This is a genomic window from Methylobacterium sp. ap11 (genome assembly GCF_900110515.1).
Classification (GTDB): domain Bacteria; phylum Pseudomonadota; class Alphaproteobacteria; order Rhizobiales; family Beijerinckiaceae; genus Methylobacterium; species Methylobacterium ajmalii.
Genome location: NZ_FOEB01000001.1, coordinates 297,258 through 318,347, shown reverse-complemented (window position 1 = coordinate 318,347; position 21,090 = coordinate 297,258). Strand labels below are relative to the sequence as shown.

24 protein-coding genes, 1 tRNA gene and 1 pseudogene are annotated in these 21,090 nt (G+C 71.4%); 10 read left to right on the top strand and 16 right to left on the bottom strand.

The genetic code is table 11. The features are described from left to right. Position 1: 1 nt before the first annotated feature. The 4 genes from BMX97_RS01320 to BMX97_RS01305 form a co-directional block, all read right to left on the bottom strand. Positions 2-883 (bottom strand): ABC transporter permease, encoded by an 882-nt coding sequence (locus tag BMX97_RS01320; protein WP_244538219.1) that lies wholly within the window; start codon positions 881-883, stop codon positions 2-4. After that, complete coding sequence (locus tag BMX97_RS01315) at positions 883-1,851, bottom strand: ABC transporter permease (protein ID WP_091744635.1); 969 nt, start codon at positions 1,849-1,851, stop codon at positions 883-885. Before BMX97_RS01315 ends, BMX97_RS01320 begins: the two co-directional genes overlap by 1 nt. A 31-nt stretch (positions 1,852-1,882) precedes the next feature. Next, positions 1,883-3,433, bottom strand: coding sequence for an ABC transporter substrate-binding protein (locus BMX97_RS01310; protein WP_091744633.1), 1,551 nt, complete (start codon positions 3,431-3,433; stop codon positions 1,883-1,885). 113 nt (positions 3,434-3,546) lie between these two features. Next, a complete protein-coding gene (locus tag BMX97_RS01305) occupies positions 3,547-4,314 on the bottom strand; it encodes a class II aldolase/adducin family protein (RefSeq protein ID WP_091744631.1) in 768 nt (255 codons plus the stop codon). Positions 4,315-4,549: 235 nt separating this feature from the next. Here BMX97_RS01305 and BMX97_RS01300 point away from each other — a divergent pair, with 235 nt between their 5' ends. The 6 genes from BMX97_RS01300 (at position 4,550) to BMX97_RS01275 (ending at position 9,931) form a co-directional block, all read left to right on the top strand. Further along, complete coding sequence (locus BMX97_RS01300; RefSeq protein ID WP_244538218.1) at positions 4,550-5,266, top strand: GntR family transcriptional regulator; 717 nt, start codon at positions 4,550-4,552, stop codon at positions 5,264-5,266. Next, the gene (locus tag BMX97_RS01295; RefSeq protein ID WP_091744627.1) at positions 5,263-6,291 is read left to right on the top strand and encodes a histone deacetylase family protein; all 1,029 of its coding nucleotides are present in this window, start codon (positions 5,263-5,265) and stop codon (positions 6,289-6,291) included. Before BMX97_RS01300 ends, BMX97_RS01295 begins: the two co-directional genes overlap by 4 nt. Before the next feature lie 9 nt (positions 6,292-6,300). Beyond that, a complete protein-coding gene (locus tag BMX97_RS01290) occupies positions 6,301-6,621 on the top strand; it encodes a cupin domain-containing protein (protein ID WP_091744625.1) in 321 nt (106 codons plus the stop codon). Positions 6,622-6,715: 94 nt separating this feature from the next. Continuing rightward, positions 6,716-6,931: a hypothetical protein gene (locus tag BMX97_RS01285; protein WP_091744623.1), complete on the top strand. Its 216-nt coding sequence runs from the start codon at positions 6,716-6,718 to the stop codon at positions 6,929-6,931. A 79-nt stretch (positions 6,932-7,010) separates the two neighbouring features. Beyond that, positions 7,011-8,561: a cation:proton antiporter gene (locus BMX97_RS01280; RefSeq protein WP_091744621.1), complete on the top strand. Its 1,551-nt coding sequence runs from the start codon at positions 7,011-7,013 to the stop codon at positions 8,559-8,561. A 161-nt stretch (positions 8,562-8,722) separates the two neighbouring features. Next, positions 8,723-9,931, top strand: coding sequence for an alpha-hydroxy acid oxidase (locus tag BMX97_RS01275; protein WP_091744619.1), 1,209 nt, complete (start codon positions 8,723-8,725; stop codon positions 9,929-9,931). Between the two features lie 51 nt (positions 9,932-9,982). On the opposite strand, the gene BMX97_RS01270 is transcribed toward BMX97_RS01275, so the two are convergent. Beyond that, complete coding sequence (locus tag BMX97_RS01270; protein WP_091744617.1) at positions 9,983-10,234, bottom strand: hypothetical protein; 252 nt, start codon at positions 10,232-10,234, stop codon at positions 9,983-9,985. A gap of 220 nt (positions 10,235-10,454) precedes the next feature. Between BMX97_RS01270 and BMX97_RS32640 the strand changes: the two genes are divergently transcribed. Beyond that, entirely contained in the window at positions 10,455-10,595 is a 141-nt protein-coding gene (locus tag BMX97_RS32640; protein WP_177202085.1) for a hypothetical protein, read from the top strand. Positions 10,596-10,642: 47 nt separating this feature from the next. Here BMX97_RS32640 and BMX97_RS01265 read toward each other — a convergent pair whose 3' ends face one another. The 3 genes from BMX97_RS01265 to BMX97_RS01255 all read right to left on the bottom strand — a co-directional run bounded on the left by BMX97_RS01265 (position 10,643) and on the right by BMX97_RS01255 (position 11,940). After that, complete coding sequence (locus tag BMX97_RS01265; protein ID WP_091744615.1) at positions 10,643-11,116, bottom strand: hypothetical protein; 474 nt, start codon at positions 11,114-11,116, stop codon at positions 10,643-10,645. A gap of 72 nt (positions 11,117-11,188) precedes the next feature. Continuing rightward, entirely contained in the window at positions 11,189-11,512 is a 324-nt protein-coding gene (locus BMX97_RS01260; RefSeq protein WP_143074533.1) for a hypothetical protein, read from the bottom strand. A 352-nt stretch (positions 11,513-11,864) separates the two neighbouring features. Next, positions 11,865-11,940 (bottom strand) — tRNA-Glu (locus tag BMX97_RS01255). Between the two features lie 397 nt (positions 11,941-12,337). Here BMX97_RS01255 and BMX97_RS01250 point away from each other — a divergent pair. Then, entirely contained in the window at positions 12,338-12,667 is a 330-nt protein-coding gene (locus BMX97_RS01250) for a PilZ domain-containing protein (RefSeq protein WP_091744611.1), read from the top strand. Positions 12,668-12,830: 163 nt separating this feature from the next. On the opposite strand, the gene BMX97_RS01245 is transcribed toward BMX97_RS01250, so the two are convergent. Then, the gene (locus BMX97_RS01245; protein WP_091744609.1) at positions 12,831-14,213 is read right to left on the bottom strand and encodes a class II 3-deoxy-7-phosphoheptulonate synthase; all 1,383 of its coding nucleotides are present in this window, start codon (positions 14,211-14,213) and stop codon (positions 12,831-12,833) included. A gap of 293 nt (positions 14,214-14,506) precedes the next feature. On the opposite strand from BMX97_RS01245, the pseudogene BMX97_RS34305 reads away from it, so the two are divergent. Then, positions 14,507-14,656 (top strand): annotated as a pseudogene (locus BMX97_RS34305) (AraC family transcriptional regulator); the annotation flags it as partial. Between the two features lie 110 nt (positions 14,657-14,766). On the opposite strand, the gene gor reads toward BMX97_RS34305, so the two are convergent. From gor to BMX97_RS01220, 5 genes are all read right to left on the bottom strand, one after another. Then, positions 14,767-16,164 (bottom strand): glutathione-disulfide reductase, encoded by a 1,398-nt coding sequence (gene gor / locus BMX97_RS01240; protein ID WP_091744607.1) that lies wholly within the window; start codon positions 16,162-16,164, stop codon positions 14,767-14,769. A gap of 5 nt (positions 16,165-16,169) precedes the next feature. Beyond that, the gene (locus tag BMX97_RS01235; RefSeq protein ID WP_091745088.1) at positions 16,170-17,309 is read right to left on the bottom strand and encodes an O-antigen ligase family protein; all 1,140 of its coding nucleotides are present in this window, start codon (positions 17,307-17,309) and stop codon (positions 16,170-16,172) included. 89 nt (positions 17,310-17,398) lie between these two features. Continuing rightward, the gene (locus BMX97_RS01230; RefSeq protein WP_091744605.1) at positions 17,399-17,941 is read right to left on the bottom strand and encodes a DUF2059 domain-containing protein; all 543 of its coding nucleotides are present in this window, start codon (positions 17,939-17,941) and stop codon (positions 17,399-17,401) included. Between the two features lie 62 nt (positions 17,942-18,003). Continuing rightward, positions 18,004-18,714 (bottom strand): ribose-5-phosphate isomerase RpiA, encoded by a 711-nt coding sequence (gene rpiA, locus BMX97_RS01225; protein ID WP_091744603.1) that lies wholly within the window; start codon positions 18,712-18,714, stop codon positions 18,004-18,006. Positions 18,715-18,898: 184 nt separating this feature from the next. Next, positions 18,899-19,324 carry a hypothetical protein gene (locus BMX97_RS01220; protein WP_091744601.1) on the bottom strand — a complete coding sequence of 142 codons (426 nt, stop codon included), beginning with the start codon at positions 19,322-19,324 and terminating at the stop codon, positions 18,899-18,901. Between the two features lie 264 nt (positions 19,325-19,588). On the opposite strand from BMX97_RS01220, the gene BMX97_RS01215 reads away from it, so the two are divergent. Next, positions 19,589-19,861, top strand: coding sequence for a GlsB/YeaQ/YmgE family stress response membrane protein (locus tag BMX97_RS01215; protein WP_091744599.1), 273 nt, complete (start codon positions 19,589-19,591; stop codon positions 19,859-19,861). Between the two features lie 158 nt (positions 19,862-20,019). On the opposite strand, the gene BMX97_RS01210 is transcribed toward BMX97_RS01215, so the two are convergent. Together BMX97_RS01210 and BMX97_RS01205 are read right to left on the bottom strand one after the other, a co-directional pair. Further along, the gene (locus BMX97_RS01210) at positions 20,020-20,262 is read right to left on the bottom strand and encodes a YgaP-like transmembrane domain (RefSeq protein WP_091744597.1); all 243 of its coding nucleotides are present in this window, start codon (positions 20,260-20,262) and stop codon (positions 20,020-20,022) included. 127 nt (positions 20,263-20,389) lie between these two features. Continuing rightward, positions 20,390-21,028, bottom strand: a complete 639-nt coding sequence (locus BMX97_RS01205; protein WP_091744595.1) for a glutathione S-transferase family protein — start codon at positions 21,026-21,028, stop codon at positions 20,390-20,392. Between the last annotated feature and the right edge of the window lie 62 nt (positions 21,029-21,090).

Here is a 21,090-nt window from a genome sequence, read left to right as displayed (position 1 = left end):
CTCAGCGCTCCCGGGACAGGCGCGGGTTGAGGGCGTCGTTCAGCCCCTCGCCGATCAGGTTGAGGGCGAGCACGGTGAGCAGGATCAGCACGCCCGGGAAGGCGGTGATCCACCAGGCCTGCCGGATCACCGTGCGGCCGGCCCCGACCATGAAGCCCCAGGACATCCGGTTGGGATCGCCGAGCCCGAGGAACGAGAGCGAGGATTCGAGCAGGATCGCGGTCGCGACCATCAGGGAGGCCAGCACCACGATCGGCGACAGGGTGTTGGGCAGGACCTCCCGGCGCAGGATGGTGAAGGTGGTCTGCCCCGTCACGATCGCCGCCTGCACGTATTCGCGCGAGCGCAAGGACAGCACCTCGCCGCGCACCAGCCGGGTCACCGGCGGCCAGCTGACGAGCGCGATGGCGAGGATCATCGAGGACAGCGAGGGCTGCAGGATCGCCACCAGCACGATGGCGAGCGCGAAGCTCGGCACGGTCTGGAACAGCTCGGTGAAGCGCATCAGGGCGTCGTCGACCCGGCCGCCGAGATAGCCGGCGAGCGCGCCGAGCGGCACGCCGATGAGGAGGGCGGCGAGCGTCGAGACCAGCCCGACGATCAGCGAGACGCCGGCCCCGTGCATCAGCCCGGCGGCGATGTCGCGCCCGAGCGCGTCGGTGCCGAGCGGCACCCGCTCCAGGGTGAAGGGCGGCACGAAGGGGCGCTGCACCATGCGCCAGGGCGAGGTCGGGTAGAGCACCGGCGCCAGCAGGGCCGCGGCGACGACGACGGTAAGGATCACCAGACCGAACACCGCGCCCGGATGGCGCAGGAAGGCGGCGAGGGGCCCGCGGCGGCGGCGGGCCGGCGCCGGGGCGCTCAACGGGAGGGCGCCGCTCATCACGCCACCTCGATGCGGGGATCGACCGCGCGGTAGACCACGTCGGTGACGAGGTTGAAGACCAGCACCATCGCGGAGGAGACCACGAAGACGCCCAGCAGCAGGTTGTAGTCGCGCTGGAGCAGGGCCTCGTACATGAGGCGCCCGATGCCCGGCCAGGCGAAGACCGTCTCGGTGAGCACCGCGCCGCCGACCAGCGTCCCGGCCTGGAGGCCGGCGAGCGTCACCACCGGCAGGAGCGCGTTGCGCAGGATGTGCCGGCGCTGCACCACCCCCTCGGTCAGGCCCTTGGCCCGCGCCGTCTTCACGAAGTCGAGGCGCGAGACCTCCAGCATCGAGGAGCGGGTCATCCGCACGTAGACCGCCATGAAGAACAGCCCCAGCGTCATGGCCGGCAGCACCAGGTGGTGGGCGATGTCGAGGGCGCGGGCGAGCCCGGCATGGCCGGCCCCCACGGTCTCGAAGCCGAAGCTCGGCAGCCAGTCGAGCCGGACCGAGAACAGCAGGATCGCCATCAGCGACACCCAGAACAGCGGCGTGGCGTAGAACAGGAGCGCGAGCCCGGTGATCGCGGTGTCGGCCAGGGTGCCGGCCCGCCGCGCGGCGAGCGCGCCGAGCAGGACACCGAGCGAGAGCGAGACCGCGAAGGCGCTGCCGGTCAGCAGCAGGGTCGCCGGCAGCCGCTCGCCGATCAGCGTCGCCACCGGCAACTGCTGGCGCACCGAATAGCCGAGATCGAGCTTGGCCATGCTGCCGAGATAGGCGGCGAGCTGGCTCGGCAGCGGCTGGTCGAGGGCGAACTTTTCCCGAAGCTGGGCGATGAAGGCCTCGTCGCCCGCCCCCGCTTCGCCGGCCATCACCAGGGCCGGGTCGCCCGGCGCGAGGCGGATCAGGAAGAAGTTCAGGACCACGATGGCGAGGAGCACCACGACTCCCTTCGCGATCCGCTGCGCGACGAAACCCAGCATGCCGTCAGTCCTCAGCGCCCGATAAGAAGCTTCAGCGCTCGATCCACGCGTCCCGGAAGCCGTCGTTGACCCCGATCCCGGTGGTGACGAGGTCGTGGACCTTGCAGCGGGTGATGGTGGGGAATTGCAGCTCCAGGAGCCAGGCCACCGGCGCGTCCTCGACCAGCGTCTTCTGCACCGCCTCGTAGATCGGCCGGCGCTTGTCGTCGCCGACCGCCGAGGCGCCCTCGGCGAAGGCGGCGTCGACGCCCGGGTTGGAATAGCCCTCGACGTTGTTGAACGGCGAGCCCTTGGCGATCTGCGAGGTGACGTAGTTGCGGCCGACCCCCAATGCGGGGTCACCATATTGATAGAGGTAGGTGAAGGCGATGTCGTAGTCCCAGTCCGACGTCTTCTGGTTCCAGCCGGCGACGTCGGTCGCGACGAGCTCGACCTTGATGCCGGCATCCTCCAGGTTCTGCTTCACGGCCTCGGCCCAGCGTTGCCAGGTCTCGCCGTAGGGCAGCGGCAGCAGGCGCACGGTTTCGCCCTTGTAGCCCGCCTCCTTCAGGAGCGCCTTGGCCTTGGCGGTGTCGTAGGAATACTTCGCGGCCTTCGGGTCGTGGTAGCGGACGGTGGAGGAGAACGGGCCGGTCGCCGGCTTGCCGAGCCCGTTCCACACCACGTCGCGGGCGAAGTCGCGGTCGAGCGCGTAGGACACCGCCTGGCGGAAGGCCTTGTTGGCGGTCGGGCCCTTGCGGTTGTTGAGCCACAGCCAGGAATGCGGGCTGAAGAACTCCCAGCCCTTGGTGGTCGAGCAGGCGCCCTTGAGCGAGGACAGGCGCTGCACGTCGAAGTTCTCGACCGAGCCGCCGGGCAGGATGTCGACTTTGCCGGTCTCGAACGCCACGGCGCGAGCGGCGGCGTCGGGGATCACGTGCCAGTAGATCTCGTCGAGATAGGGTTTTCCCGCGACGTGGTAGTTCGGGTTCTTCGTGAGCCGGATGTACGAGCCCTTCTTCCACTCCTTGAACATGTAGGGGCCGGTGCCGATCGGCGTGTTGTTGGCCGGGTTGGTCTTGTAATCGGTGCCGGCATAGATGTGCTTGGGCACCATCGGCAGCGAGCCGACCTCGAAGATGCCGAGGAACGGGCCGAACGGCTCGGAGAGGGTGAACACCACCGTGTACGGGTCGGGCGCCGTCACGCTGGCGACGCGCGCGAGGTTGCCGCGGGCGCGGGCATGGGTCTGGCGCAAGAGCTCGACCGAGAACACCACGTCGTCGGCGGTGAACGGCTTGCCATCGTGCCAGGTGGCGTTCTTGACCAGCTTGAAGGTGTAGGTCTTGCCGTCCTCGGACGCGCTCCAGCTCTCGGCGAGGCCGGGCAGGGGCTTGAGGGCGGAATCGTAGCGCAGCAGGCCCTCGTAGATGTTGCCGGCCACCATCTGGGTCGGGCCGTTCTGCACCATCGCCAGCATCAGGCCGGGCGGCTCGGGCTGGATCACCGCGTTGGCGGTGCCGCCGGGCTTCGGCGTTTGTGCGAAGGCCGCGCCGGCGAGCGCCAGGGAGAAGACGGTGCCGGCCAGAATCGTCTTGAGCATCGGTTGGTCCCCTGGTCCCTGTCGCGGCGGTGAAAATGCAAGCACTCCCCCTCTCCCGAGTGGGAGAGGGGATCCCGCGCGCTACTCGGCAGCGGGTAAGTTCTTCTTGGGCTCTACTGCTTGTAATCCGGGTCGCTGCGCTCCAGCATGCGCTTGAACGCGTCCCACTCGGTGTCGGGCAGCTGGCCCGTCTCCATCTTGTCGTAGAACGAGGCGTACTGGCCGGCGGTCTTCGTCGCGACCGCCGCCGAGGGACGGATCAGCGGGGCGCCGGCGGCCTGGAGCGCGAGCTGCGCCCGGCACGAACGCTCGATGTTGTGCATCAGCTTGAACGCCTCGGCCACCGAGCGCCCGCAGGTCAGCATGCCGTGGTTGCGCAGCACCATCACGGGCTTGTCGCCGAGATCGGCCACCAGGCGCTGGCGCTCGTCGAGGTCGAGCGCGATGCCCTCGTAATCGTGGTAGGCCAGCCGCCCGGCGAACTGCATCGACCATTGGTTGAGCGGCAGCAGCCCCTCTTCCTGGCACGACACGGCCACGCCCGCGACCGTGTGGGTGTGGAGCACGCACAGCGCGTCCTCCCGGGCGGCGTGGACCGCGCTGTGGATGGTGAAGCCCGCCGGGTTGATGCCGAGCCCGCAGGGATCGTCGACCACCCGGCCCTCGAGGTCGACGGTGACGAGGTTGCCGGCGGTCACCTCCTCGAACCGCAACCCGTAGGGATTGATCAGGAAGCGGTGCTCCGGTCCGGGCAGGCGGGCCGAGATGTGGGTGTAGATGCTGTCGTCGAGGCCCAGCCGATGGATCAGCCGGTAGGCCGCCGCGAGGTCGACGCGGATGCGCTGCACCTCGTCGGCATGCGGATGAGCGGATGACGACATCGGACCTCCTCGCGGAAAGGTTCGCGGCGGCCCTGGGCGCCACGACATCTTCACGTGTACGGACGAAGCGGCGCGAAAACCCTCGCGCCGACAACCGCATGCAGGGCCGGACGGATCACGACATCACCCGGCATGAGCCTAGACTGACCCGGCCTTGCACCACGATCAAGCCAAAAGTGTCGACAATCGACGCCTACGCATTGCACAATCCTGCCACGGAGGTGCGATGCGTACGATGTCCCGACCCGTCGGATTGCCGGTGCTGGCCGAGAGCGATCTCGTGCGCCAGGTCGCGCGCCGGCTCACCGACGCGATCGTGCAGGGACGGTTGCCGCCCGGCGCCAAGGTGGCGGAAGCCGCGGTGGCCCGCGAGCTCGGCATCAGCCGGGCACCGGTGCGGGAGGCCGCGCGCCTCCTCGAGAGCCAGGGCCTGCTCGCGGCCTCGCCGCGGCGCGGCTTCTTCGTGCGCGAATTGTCGGCGCGGGACGTCGACGAGCTCTACGCCCTGCGCCTGTGCGTCGAGCGCCACGCGGCGGTCGAGGCGGCACGGCGCCTGACCCCGGAGGCCCGGGACGCCCTGCGCCGCCAGCTCGACCTGATGCGCGATCTGGCCCGGAACGACGACCCCGCCACCATCGTCGAGGCCGACTACCAGTTCCACCGCCTGATCTGCGAGGCCGCCGGCAATGCCCGGCTGCTGCGCCTGTTCGACGGGCTGGCCTCGGAATTGCGGATCGTCATCGGGCTGATCGGCCATCTCTACGACGATCCCGACGAGATCGCCCGCACCCACGAGCCGGTGCTGGCGGCCATCGAGGCCGGCCACCCGGAGCGGATCGTCGCCCATGTCGACCATCATATCGGCGTCGCCCGCCGGGAGGTGGTCCGGCTACTCGAGGGCCTCGCCCCCCAGAGCCCCGCATCCCACCGCCAGACACCGGAGTCCCCATGAAGGCCGTCCATTCCGAGGACCACCGCAGCCACGACCCGAAGTTCTTCCTGGTCCGCGGCCAGGTGAAGCCGGCCGCGGACCAGCCCGAGCGGGCCGACCGGCTGCTCGCCGGCCTCGCGGCCGGGAACCACGCGGTGGTGGCACCGCAAGCCCACGGCACCGGCGCGAGGGCGCGGGTCCACAGCCCCGACTACCTCGCCTTCATGGCCGAGGCCTGGGAGGAATGGGAGGCGCTGCCGGACCATGGGTCCGAGATGATCGCCAACATCCATCCGGTGCGCGAGGCCGCGACCTACCCGACCCACATCGTCGGCCGGCTCGGGTGGCACACGGTCGACACCGCCTGCCCGATCGGGCCGGGCACCTACGCGGCGGCCGCCGCGGCGACCGACGTCGCGGCGAGCGCGGCGCAACTCGTGCTCGACGGCGAGGACGCGGCCTACGCGCTCTGCCGCCCGCCCGGCCACCACGCCTATCGCGACCGGGCCGGGGGCCATTGCTACTTCAACAACAGCGCGGTCGCCGCCGCTGCCTTGCGCCAGCGCCACGCCCGGGTCGCGGTGCTCGACGTCGACGTGCACCACGGCAACGGCACGCAGGGGATCTTCTACCGCGACCCCTCGGTGCTCACCGTCTCGCTCCACGCCGACCCGCGCGGCTTCTACCCCTTCGTCTGGGGCTACGCCCACGAGCGCGGCGAGGGGGAGGGGATCGGCGCCAACCTGAACCTGCCGCTGGCGCTCGGCACCGGCGACGACGCCTATCTCGACGTGCTGGAGGGCGTGGCGAGCCGCACCGTGAAAGCCTTCGCCCCGACCGCGCTGGTGGTGGCGCTCGGCCTCGACGCCTCGGAGCACGATCCGCTCGCCGGGCTCGCCATCACCACCGAGGGCTTCTCGCGCATCGGCGCGGCGCTCGGGCGGCTCGGCCTGCCGACGGTGCTGGTGCAGGAGGGCGGCTACCTCTCCGACCTGCTGGCTACGAACCTCACCGCCGTGCTCGCCGGCTTCGAATCCGCCCGATAGGAGACCCCGATGGCCTTCGCCTGCACGATTCCCGCGGTCCCGACCGTCCAGGTCGACGACGAGACGGTCCGCATCACCCGCTGGGATTTCCCGCCCGGCGCCGTCACCGGCTGGCACGAGCACGGCTGGCCCTACTTCGTGGTGATGATCACCGAGGGCACCCTGCGGATCCACGACGGCACGGCCGTCACCGAGGTGCCGCTCGCCCACGGCCAGTCCTATCGCCGCCCGGCCGGCATCCGCCACGACGTCCAGAACGGCTCCGACCACCCGATCGCCTTCGTGGAGATCGAGGTGAAGCGGCCGGAGGGGATGGCGGCGATCGCGTGAGACGGCGGCGCCGGGGCGCGCGCCCCGGCCTTCCGTACCGTCCCTGCGACGGCAAGGCCCCGCCGCGGCCGCAATCGGATGGTGTTCACGACGCATGACCGATCCGACCCGCATCGACTGGAGCGCGCCCGCGCAGCTCGTCGTCTGGCCCGGCGACGAGGCCGGCGAGCGCCCGACCACCACCCTGCGCGAGGCGGTGGCCGCCGCCCGCAGCGTGGAGGCCGGAACCGTCTGGATCGTCCTCGCCGACGGGCACATCCTGCGCCCGGCCCGGATCGCCGAGCTCCAGGCCGCCCTGCCGCCGTCCTGACGGGGCTCGGCGGGATTCGCACGCCCGCCAAACCATCGGGAGTTCTCGCGCGTTGCCCACCCCTGCAACCGGAGGGGTGATGCTGATCTTCGAATGGATCGCGGGCGTGCTCGTCGTCGCGGTCCTGCTCGCCGGGGTGGCGCGGCGCCTCGGGGCGCCGTTCCCGGCCTTCCTGGCCGTCGGCGGCGTGGTGCTGGCCTTCGTGCCGCAGGTGCCCCGCCCGGGGCTCGACCCCGACCTGGCGCTGGCGCTCTTCCTCGCCCCGGTCCTGCTCGACGCCTCCTACGACACCAGCCTACGCGACCTGCGGCGCAACTGGCGGCCGATCGCCGGCCTCGTCGTCGGGGCGGTCGGCGTCACCACGCTGGCGGTGGCGCTCGTGGCGCGCGCGCTGGTGCCCGACATGCCGCTCGCCGCCTGCATCGTGCTCGGCGCCATCGTGGCCCCACCCGATGCCGTGGCGGCGCTCTCGGTGCTGGCCCATGTCCGGCTGCCCCATCGCCTCGTCACCATCCTCAAGGGCGAGAGCCTGTTCAACGACGCCTCGTCGCTGCTGATCTACCGCCTGGCCCTGGGAGCGGTGGCGAGCGGCTCGTTCTCGGCCGCGGAGGTCGCCCCGACCTTCCTGATCGGCGTCGTCGGCGGGATCATCGCCGGTCCGCTCCTCGCGATGCTCTACGTCCGGCTGATGCGCCGCGTCACCGATCCGCCGAGCGCCGTGGTGCTGCAGTTCATCGCCACCTTCGGGCTCTGGCTCGCCGCCGAGCGGGTCGAGGTCTCGGGCGTGCTGACCGTGGTCAGCTTCGGCCTCACCGTGTCGCGGCTCTCGCCCCAGACGATGCCGGCGCATCTGCGGATCACCTCCAACACCGTCTGGGAGACGGCGGTGTTCGTGCTCAACGTGCTGGCCTTCGTGCTGATCGGCCTGCAGATCGGCCCGATCCTCGAAGGCCTGAGCCCGGCCGAACGGCACCACTACGCCTTCGTGGCCGCCGCGGTGTTCGGCACCACCGTGGCGGTCCGCCTCGCCTGGGTGCTCGGCGCGCGGATCGCGGCACGGCTGTGGCACCGGTTCCTCGGGCCGAGCGGACCGCCGCCGATCGGCCTGCGCTCGGCCACCATCGTGGCGTGGTGCGGCATGCGCGGCCTCATCACCGTCGCGCTGGCGCTCGCGCTGCCGGGCGACTTCCCGCATCGCGACCTCGTGGTGCTGACCGCGTTCTGCGTCGTGCTCGGCACCCTGGTGATCCAGGGCCTGACCCTGCGGCCGCTGCTCGGGTGGTTCTCCCTCGGGGACGAGGACCCGGTCGGCCTCGAGATCGGCCGCGCCCGGGCCGCCGCCTACCGGGCGGCCCGCGACAGCCTCGAGGGCGACGACTCGCCCCACGCCGAGGCCCTGCGACGGGAATTCGACGCCGCGCTCAGCGAGGCCGAATCGCACGACGAGGGCCTGGCGCCGGAGAGCCTGCCCGCCGACGGCCTGCGCCGACGCGCCGTCGAGGCCGCCCGCGGCGTCATCCTGGACCTGCGCGACCGCGGCGAGATCGGCGACGACGCCTTCTTCCGCCTCGAGGAGGAGCTCGACTGGACCGAGCTGAGCGCGACCCCGCGGGAGGAGGTGATCCCGTGAATCCCGCGCGGCCAGGCCGCGCCGGATGCAGGGCGAAAACGATGGTCAGACCGGAGCGGTTGAGGGTATTTCGGAGGCGCGAGGCTCAATAAGCCCGCGCGCGGAGGATGATCCGCGCGCCAGAACAGACGCACGAGCGAGACGCCATGCAAGCCACCCGAATGCCCTCGTCGCGGCCGCCGTCCTGGACGTCGCGGTTCTTCACGGGCGGCCCCGTCACCTGCATCGAGGACCTGCGGGTGCTCGCCGAGCGGCGGGTGCCGCGGATGTTCTACGACTACGCCGATTCCGGTTCGTACACCGAGGGCACCTACCGGGCGAACGAGGACGACTTCTCCAGGATCAAGCTGCGCCAGCGCGTCGCCGTCGACATGACGAACCGGTCGCTCGCCAGCACCATGGCGGGCCAGCCGGTGAGCATGCCGGTGGCGTTGGCGCCGACGGGCCTGACCGGCATGCAGCACGCCGACGGCGAGATCCTCGCGGCGCGGGCCGCCGCCAAGGCCGGCGTGCCGTTCACGCTCTCGACCATGAGCATCTGCTCGATCGAGGACGTGGCCGAGAATACCGACGCCCCGTTCTGGTTCCAGCTCTACGTGATGCGCGACCGCGACTTCATCGACCGGCTGATCGACCGCGCCAAGGCCGCGCAATGCTCGGCGCTCGTGCTCACCCTCGACCTCCAGATCCTCGGCCAGCGCCACAAGGACGTGAAGAACGGGCTCTCGACCCCGCCCCGGATGACGATCCCCAACATCGTCAACCTGGCGACGAAGCCGCGCTGGTGCCTCAACATGCTGCGCACCCAGCGCCGCACCTTCCGCAACATCGTCGGGCACGCGCAGGGCGTGGGCGACCTGCGCTCTCTGTCGTCCTGGACCGCCGAGCAGTTCGATCCGCGCCTCAACTGGGACGACGTCAAGCGCATCCGCGACCGCTGGGGCGGCAAGCTGATCCTGAAGGGGATCCTCGATCCCGAGGACGCGGAGCTGGCCGCCCAGAGCGGCGCCGAGGCGATGATCGTCTCCAACCACGGCGGCCGTCAGCTCGACGGCGCCCTGTCGTCGATCGAGGCCCTGCCGGGGATCGTCGAGACGGTGGGCGACCGGATCGAGGTGCTGATGGATGGCGGCATCCGCTCGGGCCAGGACGTCATCAAGGCGCTGGCGCTCGGGGCGCACGGCGTCTTCATCGGCCGCGCCTTCCTGTACGGGCTCGGGGCCGGCGGCGAGGCGGGCGTGACCCAGTGCCTCGACATCATCCGCAAGGAGCTCGACGTCACGATGGCGATGTGCGGTCTGCGCGACGTGCGCCAGGTCGACGAGCGGATCCTGGCCGGCAAGCCGGCCTTCGCCAACCGGCCGTACTGAGGCCCACAAAAAAGCGCCGCCCGGCGCGAGGGCCGGGCGGAGCGGAATCCCTTACATGCGGTGCATCATGCGGTGACGCATCATGTGCCGGCGGTGCATCATATGACGACGATGCATCATGTGACGGTGCATGCGGTGGTGGCGCATCATCCGGCGCTCGCCGCGGGTCATCTGCACCGTCTCCACCATGGGGGCGGCCTGGATGCCGGCCGGGCTCGCCGGGGCGGCGGAGGCCGCGCCGATGCCGAAGGTGAGGCTGCCGAGAACGGCCGCGGCCGCGAGGCCCAGGGTCATCTTCTTCATCTTGGTGTCTCCTCTGCACGGCCCCGCCCTGCGGCGGCGCCGGCCCGTTGAGCGGGTCCCTTAAAAGAATCTTCCAACGGTGAAGGTTCCGGCGAACCGTCTCTTTTTTCCCGGAGGCGGGATTTAAAAAAGCGTTGCCGGGTCCGTATCCGCCCGGGCCCTCGCGCGTTTCCCCCCGCATCCCGACGGGTGCCAAGCCTCACCCCAGGGAGTGCCGACCATGCACGAGGGCATTCGCATCCAGGCCGACGCGGACGGCACCTTCACGCTCTACAGCGACACCCGGGTGATCCTGCGCGGCCTCACCCGCGAGCGCGCCTATCGCCTAGCCGGCCGGCTCGGCGAATTCGTGGAGTATTGAGGCCCGCGCCGGGCGCGACGCCGGCCGGCATTCGAAGATCCCGGCGACTACGGGCAGGCCCGGATCGCGTTCTCGCGAACGGTTCTGCCGTCGAAGTCGTAGCGGATCTTGCCCGGCCCGTTGCCGAGCTTGTCGAGGACGAAGGCCGGGTGGCCCGTGCCCGGAACGAGTTCGCCGTCCTCCGCGCAGGTCCCGAACGTCGGCGTCGCGCGCAGGCCCTCGCGGTCGTAGGTCAGCCACGCATACATGGCCGGGCAGGCATTGCCGCCGGTGAACACCCGCAACAGGACGCTGTCGCCCGATTTCGTCACGACCTCGGGCAGGGATTCGCTGTCGATCAGGGCGTCCTTGCCGCCGGGGGCGTTGACGACGAGGCCGTGGCCGTCCTCGTTGCCCTCGACGCCGTTGATCTCGATCGACACCCTGCCGCGCGGCATGTCGAGCCAGATCAGGGAAGGCTGGCCCTCGGCCAGCGCGGCCGTGGACAGCACCAGGAACGCGAGAAGAGCTGAGCGGCGCATGTGATCCTGATCCCTCCTGCATCGTGTGAAGCGCGTCCGAGCCGCCGGCAGTCGGACAGGGTTGCGCAACCGCTACGGCCCGGCGCCGAGCCTGCCGAGCCGCTCGCAGCCCGCCTTGGTCGCGGCCGGATCCGCTGTCGCGGTCGCGGTCATGCCGTCGACGGCTGTGTCGTAGAGGCGCGCGAAGGTCGCTGCCGCCATCCCCTTCGACGCGAAGCGCTTCTGCAGATCGGCCCGCCGCAAGGCCGCGGCCGCGTGATCGTTCCTGCCGCAGGCCATCGCGATGGCGGTGGACCGGCCGCTCGCCGTGACGACGGCCTCGTCGTCCCGAGGGTCGATGACCTGGGCCCGCAACGGTCCGGACAGAAGCAGCACCGCCGCGAGGACGATCGCCATCTGGCGCGGCTGGCAGATCATGTCCGGCTCCCTCCCGCGATCCGGCTTCGCCCCGCACCCGGAGCGATCCCTCGGACCGCGACCGAATAGCCTGCCGCGTCGGCGGCGCCCATTAGTACCGGTGAGCTATGGACGCGTCGCGGCCGCCGGGGCAGGCGGGCGCAGCCTGCCGGAGGGACGGGGCATCCGACCGGCGGTCCGGTGGGACGTCGTTCGATGCGCGGCAGGGGGATCTCGGCGAGCCGGCCTGCGGCGCGCGCACGGCATATGCGTTCGCCCTCGATAGGGGTTCGCGCAGCCGTTTCACGATCTCGAAGGTGAGCCCGCGGCCAAAAACAACTCGTCGAAGAGTTGGCGCTCCCAAGGGGACTCGAACCCCTGTTTTCGCCGTGAGAGGGCGACGTCCTAGACCGCTAGACGATGGGAGCTGTCCCGGCGGGATGGCCGCTGTATAGCGACGGTCGGGTCGGGGCGCAAGCCGCGGAGCCGGCAAATCGGGCCATTCCCGCTCCGGCGCCGCCGGGAGCGGCGCATTCGGTGGATCGAGGCAGGCCGCCGGGCGGCCGGATCGAAGGGCCCGCCCGTCCCGGTCGTCCCGCCATCCGCGCCGATGCTCGGAAATCCAGGCGCGAGGCCTGTCTGCTTATGCCATTCGACATAAGCGCCGGATAGATCCAGTGCGGCCATCGTCAATATTCGTAAATCTATTTTAACTTTCAGCAAAAATACGATATTCTACGAGCAACAACAACGTCATACCCTGGGTAACAAGGCACGCCGGCCGTGATATGTCGCCGCTCCGACAGGACACGGGGCGCAGAATGAATGACGGGCGACGCGGCTGGGGCGAGGGGAGTGTTGCAGGACGTTACGGCATCAACCGACCGGGATGCCAGGATCGATCCCCGTTACCCCACCTCGATGCCGGCGACGATCCTGCCGTCGTTCCACGACCGGATCCCCTGCGTCATCCGCGATCTCTCGGATGGCGGCGCCAGGATCGGCCTGTCCCCCCGCTACGCGCTCCCGGGCCGCTTCTGGATCGTCGTCTGGCACGTCGAGATCACCCGCCGGGCGCGGCTTGTCTGGCGGTGCGGCGCGTTCGCCGGAATCGCGTTCGAACGGCCGCTCGGACGTGCGTCGCGTCTCGGGTGAGCGAGGCCGACGGTCGCCCTCGCCGCGACGCGGCCGTCCGGAACCGCGGCGGAGGCCCGGACACGGCAACGAAGATCGTCGCCGGATAAAAAATGCCCGGGAGGGGCGCCGCCGGGCGGCGGCGCCCCTCCCGGGCCGAGCCCGTCCCGATCGGGCGAGGTGCCTACTCGGCGGCCTCGATCCGGGGATGCTCGTGCTGCTTGCGCTCGCGCTTGACAAGGTCGGCGGTCAGGAACGCCACCTCGAGCGCCTGGTCGGCGTTGAGGCGCGGGTCGCAATAGGTGTGGTAGCGGTCGCGCAGGTCGTCCGCCGTCAGCGCCCGGGCGCCGCCCGTGCACTCGGTGACGTTCTTGCCCGTCATCTCGAGGTGGATGCCGCCCGCATGCGTCCCTTCGGCCTGGTGGATGTCGAAGAAGCCCTGGATCTCCTTCATTACCCGCTCGAACGGCCGGGTCTTGTAGCCGCTCGCCGTCACGGTGTTGCCGTGCATCGGATCGCAGGACCACACGACCTTGCGGCCCTCGCGCTCCACCGCCCGGACGAGCGCCGGGAGGTGGTCGCCGACCTTGTCGGCGCCGAAGCGGCAGATCAGGGTCAAGCGTCCGGCCTCATCGGTCGGGTTGAGCAGGTCGACGAGCCGGATCAGGTCGTCGGCCTTCAGCGACGGGCCGCATTTGAGGCCGATCGGGTTCTTGATGCCCCGGGCGAACTCGATGTGGGCGTGGTCGGCCTGGCGGGTGCGATCGCCGATCCACAGCATGTGGCCCGACGTGGCGTACCAGTCGCCGCTGGTCGAATCGACCCGGGTCAGGGCCTCCTCGTAGCCGAGCAGCAGGGCCTCGTGGCTGGTGAAGAAATCGGTCTGGCGCACCTCCTGGTGCGTCTCCGGGTTGATGCCGATCGCCCGCATGAAGTCGAGGGTCTCGGTCATGCGCTGGGCCAGGTCGGCATAGGCCGAGGACTGGGGCGAGTCCTTGACGAAGCCGAGCATCCAGCGATGCGCGTTCTCGAGGTTGGCGTAGCCGCCGGTCGCGAAGGCGCGCAGCAGGTTCAGCGTCGCTGCCGACTGGCGGTAGGCCTCGGTCTGGCGGTTCGGGTTCGGCACCCGCTCGGCCTCCGAGAAGCCGATGCCGTTGACGATGTCGCCGCGGTAGCTCGGCAGCGACACCCCGTCGACGGTCTCGACCGGCGAGGAGCGCGGCTTGGCGAACTGCCCGGCGATGCGCCCGACCTTCACCACCGGCGAGCCGCCCGCGAAGGTCAGGACCAGCGCCATCTGCAGGAAGACGCGGAAGAAATCGCGAATGTTGTCGGCCGAATGCTCGTCGAAGCTCTCGGCGCAGTCGCCGCCCTGGAGCAGGAACGCCTCGCCGGCCGCGACCTTGGCCAGGTTCTGCTTCAGCTTGCGCGCCTCGCCGGCAAAGACCAGCGGAGGAAAGCTCGCGAGCTGCCGCTCCACCGCCGAAAGGGCCGCGGAATCCGGATAATCCGGCACCTGCTGGATCGGCAGGCGCCGCCAGCTCGTGGGGGTCCAACGCTCGCTCATCGTGCTCTCCTCGCGCACCTCGTCGATAACCGGTCAGGTCGGTGGCGGAAGCCGGGCTTATAGGGGGGTTTGCGACGCAACGCGAGGGGGGGCGGTCCTCGCGAATTGCAGCCCTGCCGTACGGCTGATCCCGTTAGAGCTACGGCAGGACTGCCTTGAACCAGGACTGCCTTGAACAGTGCGAAGGCGCACAATCCCGACAGCACCGTGAAGAACAGGCTGCGGCCGAGGAGGCCGATCGACGGCGACGATTGCCGCCATGATGGCGGCGGGCACGAAACCGAGGTCGGACCTCGTCTGCGTCGCGGTCGCGGCAAGCGACGGGCGCGGCGCCCGCGGAGGCGGGGGCCCGCTTCGGTTTCTACGACCAGAGCCACTTCACCGGCCATTTCCGGCGCGCCTTCGGGACGACCCCGCGGCGCTACGCCGATGCCTGCCGGTAGCGGCCGCGCTCAGCAGAGTTGCGTTGGCAGGCCAACGCGTCGTCCGCTCGGGTCATTGTCGTGCCGCAGATTCTTGTCGCAAAACCGGTGACCGCTTCCGCGAAATCCGCTCAGCCCACCGCCACCGGCTGCTTGACCACCGAGGGCGTGCGCATCGTCACCAGTTCCTCGCCGGCCGTCGGGTGGACCGCGATCGTGCGGTCGAAATCGGCCTTCTTGGCGCCCATCGTCACCGCGATGCCGACGGCCTGGATGATCTCGCCGGCATCGTGACCGAGGACGTGGACGCCGACCACCCGGTCGCTCGCGCGATCGACGATGACCTTCATCAGGATGCGCTCGTCGCGGTCCGACAGGGTCGCCTTCATCGGCCGGAAGCGGGCCTCGTAGACGTCGATCTCGCCGTACAGGCGGCGCGCCACCTCCTCGCCGTGGCCGACGACGCCGATCTCGGGGGTCGAGAACACCGCGGTCGGGATCAGGTCGTGGTCGACCGCCCAGGGCTTGCCCCCGAACACCGTGTCGGCGAAGGCGTGGCCCTCGCGGATCGCGATCGGGGTGAGCGCGGCGCGGTTGGTGACGTCGCCGACGGCGTAGATGGAGGGCGCGACGGTCTGCGAGAAGCGGTCGACCGGGATCGCCCCGGCGGCATCGAGTTCGATGCCGGCCTTCTCCAGCCCGAGCCCGGCGACGTTGGGGCGCCGCCCGGTCGCCACCAGCACCTGGTCGACGAGGAGTTCGGTGCCGTCGCTCAAGGTGGCGAGGATCGCGCCGTCGCGCCGGTCGAGGCGGTGGACGGTGGTGTCGAGGCGCAGGTCCATGCGCTTGGCGTAGGCCTCGCCGAGCGCCTGGCGGATCTCGCCGTCGAAGCCGCGCAGCAGCCGGTCGCCGCGGTGGAGCAGGGTGGTGCGGGTGCCCAAGGCCGCGAACACGCCCGCGAACTCGACCGCGATGTAGCCGCCGCCGACCACCAGGATCCGCTCGGGCCGGGTTTCCAGCTCGAACACCTCGTTCGACGTGATGGCGAGTTCGGCGCCGGGGATCAGCGGCTCCTTCACCGGATGCGCGCCGACCGCGACCAGGATGTGGCGGGCCCGCACCCGGGTGCCGGAGCGGACGAGGCGCACCGTGTGCGGGTCCTCGATCACCGCCCGGTCGGCCACGACCTCGACGCCGGCCCGCATCAGGTTGGTGGCGTAGATGCCCTCGAGCCGCGTCACCTCGGCGTCGCGGCGGGCCTTGAGGACCGCCCAGTCGAAGCGCGGGGTGCCGACCTCCCAGCCGAAGCCGGCGGCGTCCTCGAATTCGTCGGCAAAGCGGCCGGCATAGACCATCAGCTTCTTGGGCACGCAGCCGCGGATCACGCAGGTGCCGCCGACCCGGTACTCCTCGGCGAGCTGCACCCGGGCGCCGTAGCCGGCGGCGATGCGGGCCGCCCGTACGCCGCCGGAGCCGCCGCCGATCACGAACAGGTCGACGTCGAAGGCGTCGTTGCGGGTCTCGGTCATGGCGCTCACCGCTCGTGCGTTGGATCTTGCGAGTGATAGGGCAGGGCGCGCAGCCAGGCGATGGCCGCGCCGACGCCGGCGGTCCACCAGGCCTGCCAGGCGCCGTGCTCGACGAAGGCGACGATCCCGGCGCCGGCGAGCAGGGCCAGCGCCATGGTGCGGGCCGTCGCGGTCAAGCCCGCGACCGCCCGCAGGGTCAGCAGGAGGACGAGGGCGGCCAAGGCCGCGCCGACCACCCCGAGCTCGGCCCAGACCTGCAGGAAGCTGTTATGCGGGTGCCCGACCGCCAGCATGAAGCGCATCTCGGGCTCGACCCGCTCGGCGACCGGCACGTCCTGGAACCGCGCGCTGGTGCCGTAGCCGGCGCCGCGCCAGGGATCGGCAGCGACCGCCGCGCCGAAGCTGCGGGCGATGGCGACCCGGGCCCGGGTGCTGCTGCCGGCGAGCCGCTGGTGCAGGGCCTCGGGCATCGTGCGGGCCAGGAGGTCGCCCTCGACCGGCGCGAGGACCAGCGCGCCGAGGAGCGCGGCCCCGGTCAGCCCGAGGCCGAGCCGCGCCGGCAGCCAGCGCAGGGCGAGGAAGGCGAGGGCGCCCGCGGCGAGCCCCAGCACCGTGGCGCCGCTGACCGAGCGCCAGGCCGCCGCGGCGAAGACCGCGAGCGCCGCGGCCGCGAGCACCCGCCGGCCGGTCGCCGCCAGCGCGAGGGCGAGCGGGCCGACCAGCAGCATCATGGTGAGGAGCGGCCGGTTGAACGCGAAGGCGGCGACGCGCTGGCCGAGCGCCTCGCGGATCACCAGGCCGGAGGCGAGATCGGCCATGACGTAGAGGCAGGTCGCGATCAGGATCCAGGCCGCCGGCGCCGCGACGCGGCCGAGATGCGGCGGCGCGAGGCGCGCCACCAGGTAGGCGCCGAGCAGGGCCGGCAGGAACTCGGACAGGGTGCGCAGCGACAGGCCGGGCAGCGGGCTCCAGGCGAGGCTGAGGCCGCACCAGGCCAGGAAGGCCAGGGCGGCGACGCCGAGCGGCGTCGCCAGCGGCGCCAGGAGGAGCGCCCGCAGCGGGCGGCCGGAGGCGGCCGCACCGGCGAGCAGCAGGAGCCCGGCGAGGCCGACCACGACCGGGCTCGACCGGTTGGCGAGCGCCATGCAGGCCGGCAGGGCCGCGATCACGACGGCGCCGAGACGATCGAGCGTCGCGGCCCTCCCGCCGGCAGCCGAGGCGGGTGTCGCGCCGATCACTGAAGCTGGTGGCCGCGCTTGCCCATCTCGGCCCGGACCCGGACCATCATGTATTCGGAGACCTCCTGGGTCCAGGTCTGCATCGCCTGCACCATGTCGTCGAGGACCTGGGGCTGGGTCTCGACGTAGCGCTTGCCCGACGGCGAGCGGAAGAAGACCGCGATGTCGCGCAGCTCGGCCTCGGTGAGCTTGCTGGCGTAGATGCGCGAGGCGGTCTCGATGATGCGCTGCTTCTGCATCTCGAGCTCGGGCTGCATCTTCTCGAGGACCTCGCCGAGATCCTTGCTCAGCTCGGGCCGGGTGACCGCCGCCTGCTTGATCTGCTCGCCGAAGGCCGGGAGGATCGAATCGAACGAGCGGGCGATGCCGGAGGAGAGCATGACCTCCTTGGCGAGCGCCAGGTGGCTCGGGGTGATGGCGCCCGCCTGCGGGGCGGCGGGAGCGGCGGGGGCCGCCGGCTTCGTCTGGGCGAGGACCGGGGTCGCCAGGGTCGCGGCGAGCAGGCCCGCCAGGAGGATACGGGAACGGCGCGGGGACATCGTGTTGCTCCGGAAGACGGCGCCCGCGCGGGGGCGGCCGTGACGAGGATGGGGAGGGCGCGTCAGGCCGCCCCGAGGGTGACGATGCGGGGCTGGCCGTCGGCCGCCTCCGCGACGATCGCGCCGGTGGCCAGCCCGAGGAACAGGCCGTGCTCGACCACGCCCGGCACCGCGACGAGGGCGCGTCCCAGCGCCTCCGGGTCGGGGATGCGGGACAGGCCGGCATCGAGGATGAAATGCCCGCCATCGGTGACGAAGGGCGCGCCGTCGGCGCCCTTGCGCACGGCGAGCGGCCCGGCGCAGCCGGTGGACCGGAGCGCCGCCGCGACCGCCAGGGTGGTGGCGACGAGGCCGAAGGGCACCACCTCGATCGGCAGGGGGAAGCGCCCCAGCGTCTCGACGCGCTTGGCCCCGTCGACGATCACCACCATGCGGCGGCTCGCCGCCGCGACGATCTTCTCGCGCAGGAGCGCGCCGCCGCCGCCCTTGATCAGGCGGAGCTGCGGGTCGATCTCGTCGGCGCCGTCGATCGTCAGGTCGAGGTCGGGCGTGGCGTCGAGGGTGGTGAGCGGGATGCCGGCGGCCTCGGCCGCCACGCGGGTCGCCTCGGAGGTCGGCACGCCGACGACGGAGAGGCCCGCCCGCACCCGCTCGCCGAGCAGCTCGACGAACAGCGCCGCCGTCGAGCCCGTGCCGAGGCCGAGGCGCATCCCGTCCTCGACCAGGCCGACCGCCCGGGCGGCGGCGGCGCGCTTGAGCTCGGCGGGGCTCAACGCCGGCCCCCGCAGGACGAACGGATGAAGGCAATCAGCATGGCATCCCGCCGCATGTGGTCTGGCGTCGGCGGGTCCGAGAACGGCCGGCCCCGCCGATCGAGAGGCCCCTAGCACGCGGTCGGGGGAGGCGGAAGCGGCGTTGCCGCGCTGCGGCGCGAGGCCGGCCGAGGCGACTTCGCGTTCAGGGCTTGGTCGCCGGGGCCGGAGCCGCCCCGGTCCGCGGGGCCTCGCTGCCGGCATTGCCCTGGGGCGTGCACACCACCGCGTCGTCGAGGACGTAGCAGATGCTCATCGCGCCGGTGCGGTGGTTGACCCGGAAGACGCCGGCCTCGCGCAGGTGGCGCGACGCCACGAGGCCGTACTCGGACGGGGCCTGCGGACCGGCGCCCTCGCCGGGGCCGAAGCACAGGGTAGTGCCGATCGTGTTCTCCTGCAGGCCGTACTGGCAGGAGATGACCTCGCCGGTGGCCTTGTCGACCCGGTAGACCCGGTTGAGGTCGGCCTGGGGGGCCGGCACGAATTCGTAGGACGCGGCGTGCGCCGCGCCGGCCGTCAGCAGGCCCACGATCGCGGCCGCGCCGACCCGATAACCCGTTCTCCCGCGCATGGCGCGCCGCTCCTCGACACCGTGGCACGACGGACCCGCGCGCCCGCACGGCGCGACGGCCGACCCGTCCGCCTGCGCGCGTTATATCCTGGTTCGGCTTGTCCCGGGCTTGGCATGCGGATCCCGGGTGGAGGGCGCCGGCCCTTTCTGCCTTCGGGCAGGCCGGGCGAGACAGGAAAAGCCAGACAGTCCCGCCTCGCGGCGCAACCTCGGCCCGGTCCGCGCGTTTCACCACCATAGAAGCGGAGCCGAAGGGCAGCCCCCATGCTTGCGATCCTGTGGACCATCATCATCGGCTTCGTCGCCGGTGTCATCGCCAAGTTCATCATGCCCGGCACGGCCAACGAGCCGAGCGGCTTCGTCATGACGACGCTGCTCGGCATCGTCGGCGCCTTCGTGGCGACCTTCCTCGGGCAGGTCACCGGCTGGTATCCGCCGAACGAGGGCGCCGGCCTGATCGCCTCGGTCGTCGGCGCGGTCGTCGTGCTCGCGATCTTCGGCCTCATCCAGAGCCGTCGCCGCACCACGGTTCTCTGAGTTCTCGACGGCCGGCGGGATCTCCCCGCCGGCCTTTCCCTTACCGGCAAACGAAAGACCCGCACCGGGATCCTGGTGCGGGTCTTTCGTTTGCCGGTCGCGAGGAACGATCCCACGGGGCCCCGGGGCACCCGCGCGGGTGCCCCGGGATCGTTGGATCAGATGCGGGCCGGGCTGTGCCCGCCGTCGTTCATCAGCGACTTGGCGGCGCAATGGCCGGTGGCGCCGCGGATCGCCAGGAGCGAGCCGGCGACCAGGGCCGCGAGACTCAGGAACTTGTTCGGCCGGGGCTGGGCCGCCGCGGCGGCGAGGCCGAGGCCGAGCACGACCGAGATGGTGCGCTCCTTGGTGGTCAGGTTGCGCTCGCCGCTGAAGACGTCGTGGATCAGGTCGCTGGCCATGGTGGGCTCCGTGTGGCTGTGGCGCGGAGGATTTCCGCTGCGTCGCGGTGCGAACGCGGGCGGAGGCCGGACGTTCCCGGCGACGTGGCCCCTCCCGCGCCTCTCCCCGGACGAACGCGAGGTCGGGTCAGCCTTGTTGCATCTCGGCGTGGATGCGGTCGTCGATCTCCCGGGCGCGCACGGCCGCCGGACGATCGACGAGGCGGGCGACATAGGCCTCGTAGGCCGGGCGCCGCTCGATCGAGCCGAACTGCATGCCCCAGATCAAATGGGAGCCGACATAGAGGTCCGCGGCCGAGAAGCGCCCGCCGGCGAGGTACTCGCGGCCCGTGACGGCGCCCTCGAGGGCGTCGAGGACTTCCGCCATGCTGCCGTAGCCGACCATGGCGCGCATCCGCGGCTCGTCCGGCACCACGACGCCGAGCGCCTTGTCGGTGACCGCCGCCTCGACCGGACCGGCGGCGAAGAACAGCCAGCGATAATAGGCGCCGCGCTCGGGATCCCCCACGGCCGGGGCGAGGCCGGCCTGCGGGAAGGCATCGGCCAGGTAGGCGCAGATCGCCGCCGTCTCGGTCACGGCGATGCCGCGATGGACCAGGGCCGGCACCTTGGCGAGGGGGTTGATGGCCCGGTAGGACGCGTCCTTCATCGTCGGGCCGTAGCCGAGGATCTCGGTGCGGTAGGTCGCCCCGACCTCCTCCAGCATCCAGCGGACGATCCGCCCGCGGGACATCGGATGGGTGTAGAAGACGAGTTCGTCGGTCATGGGCTGCCTCCCTGCGCGGGGAGGGAAGCAGCCCGACCGGTGATTCGCAAGCCGAAGCGGCC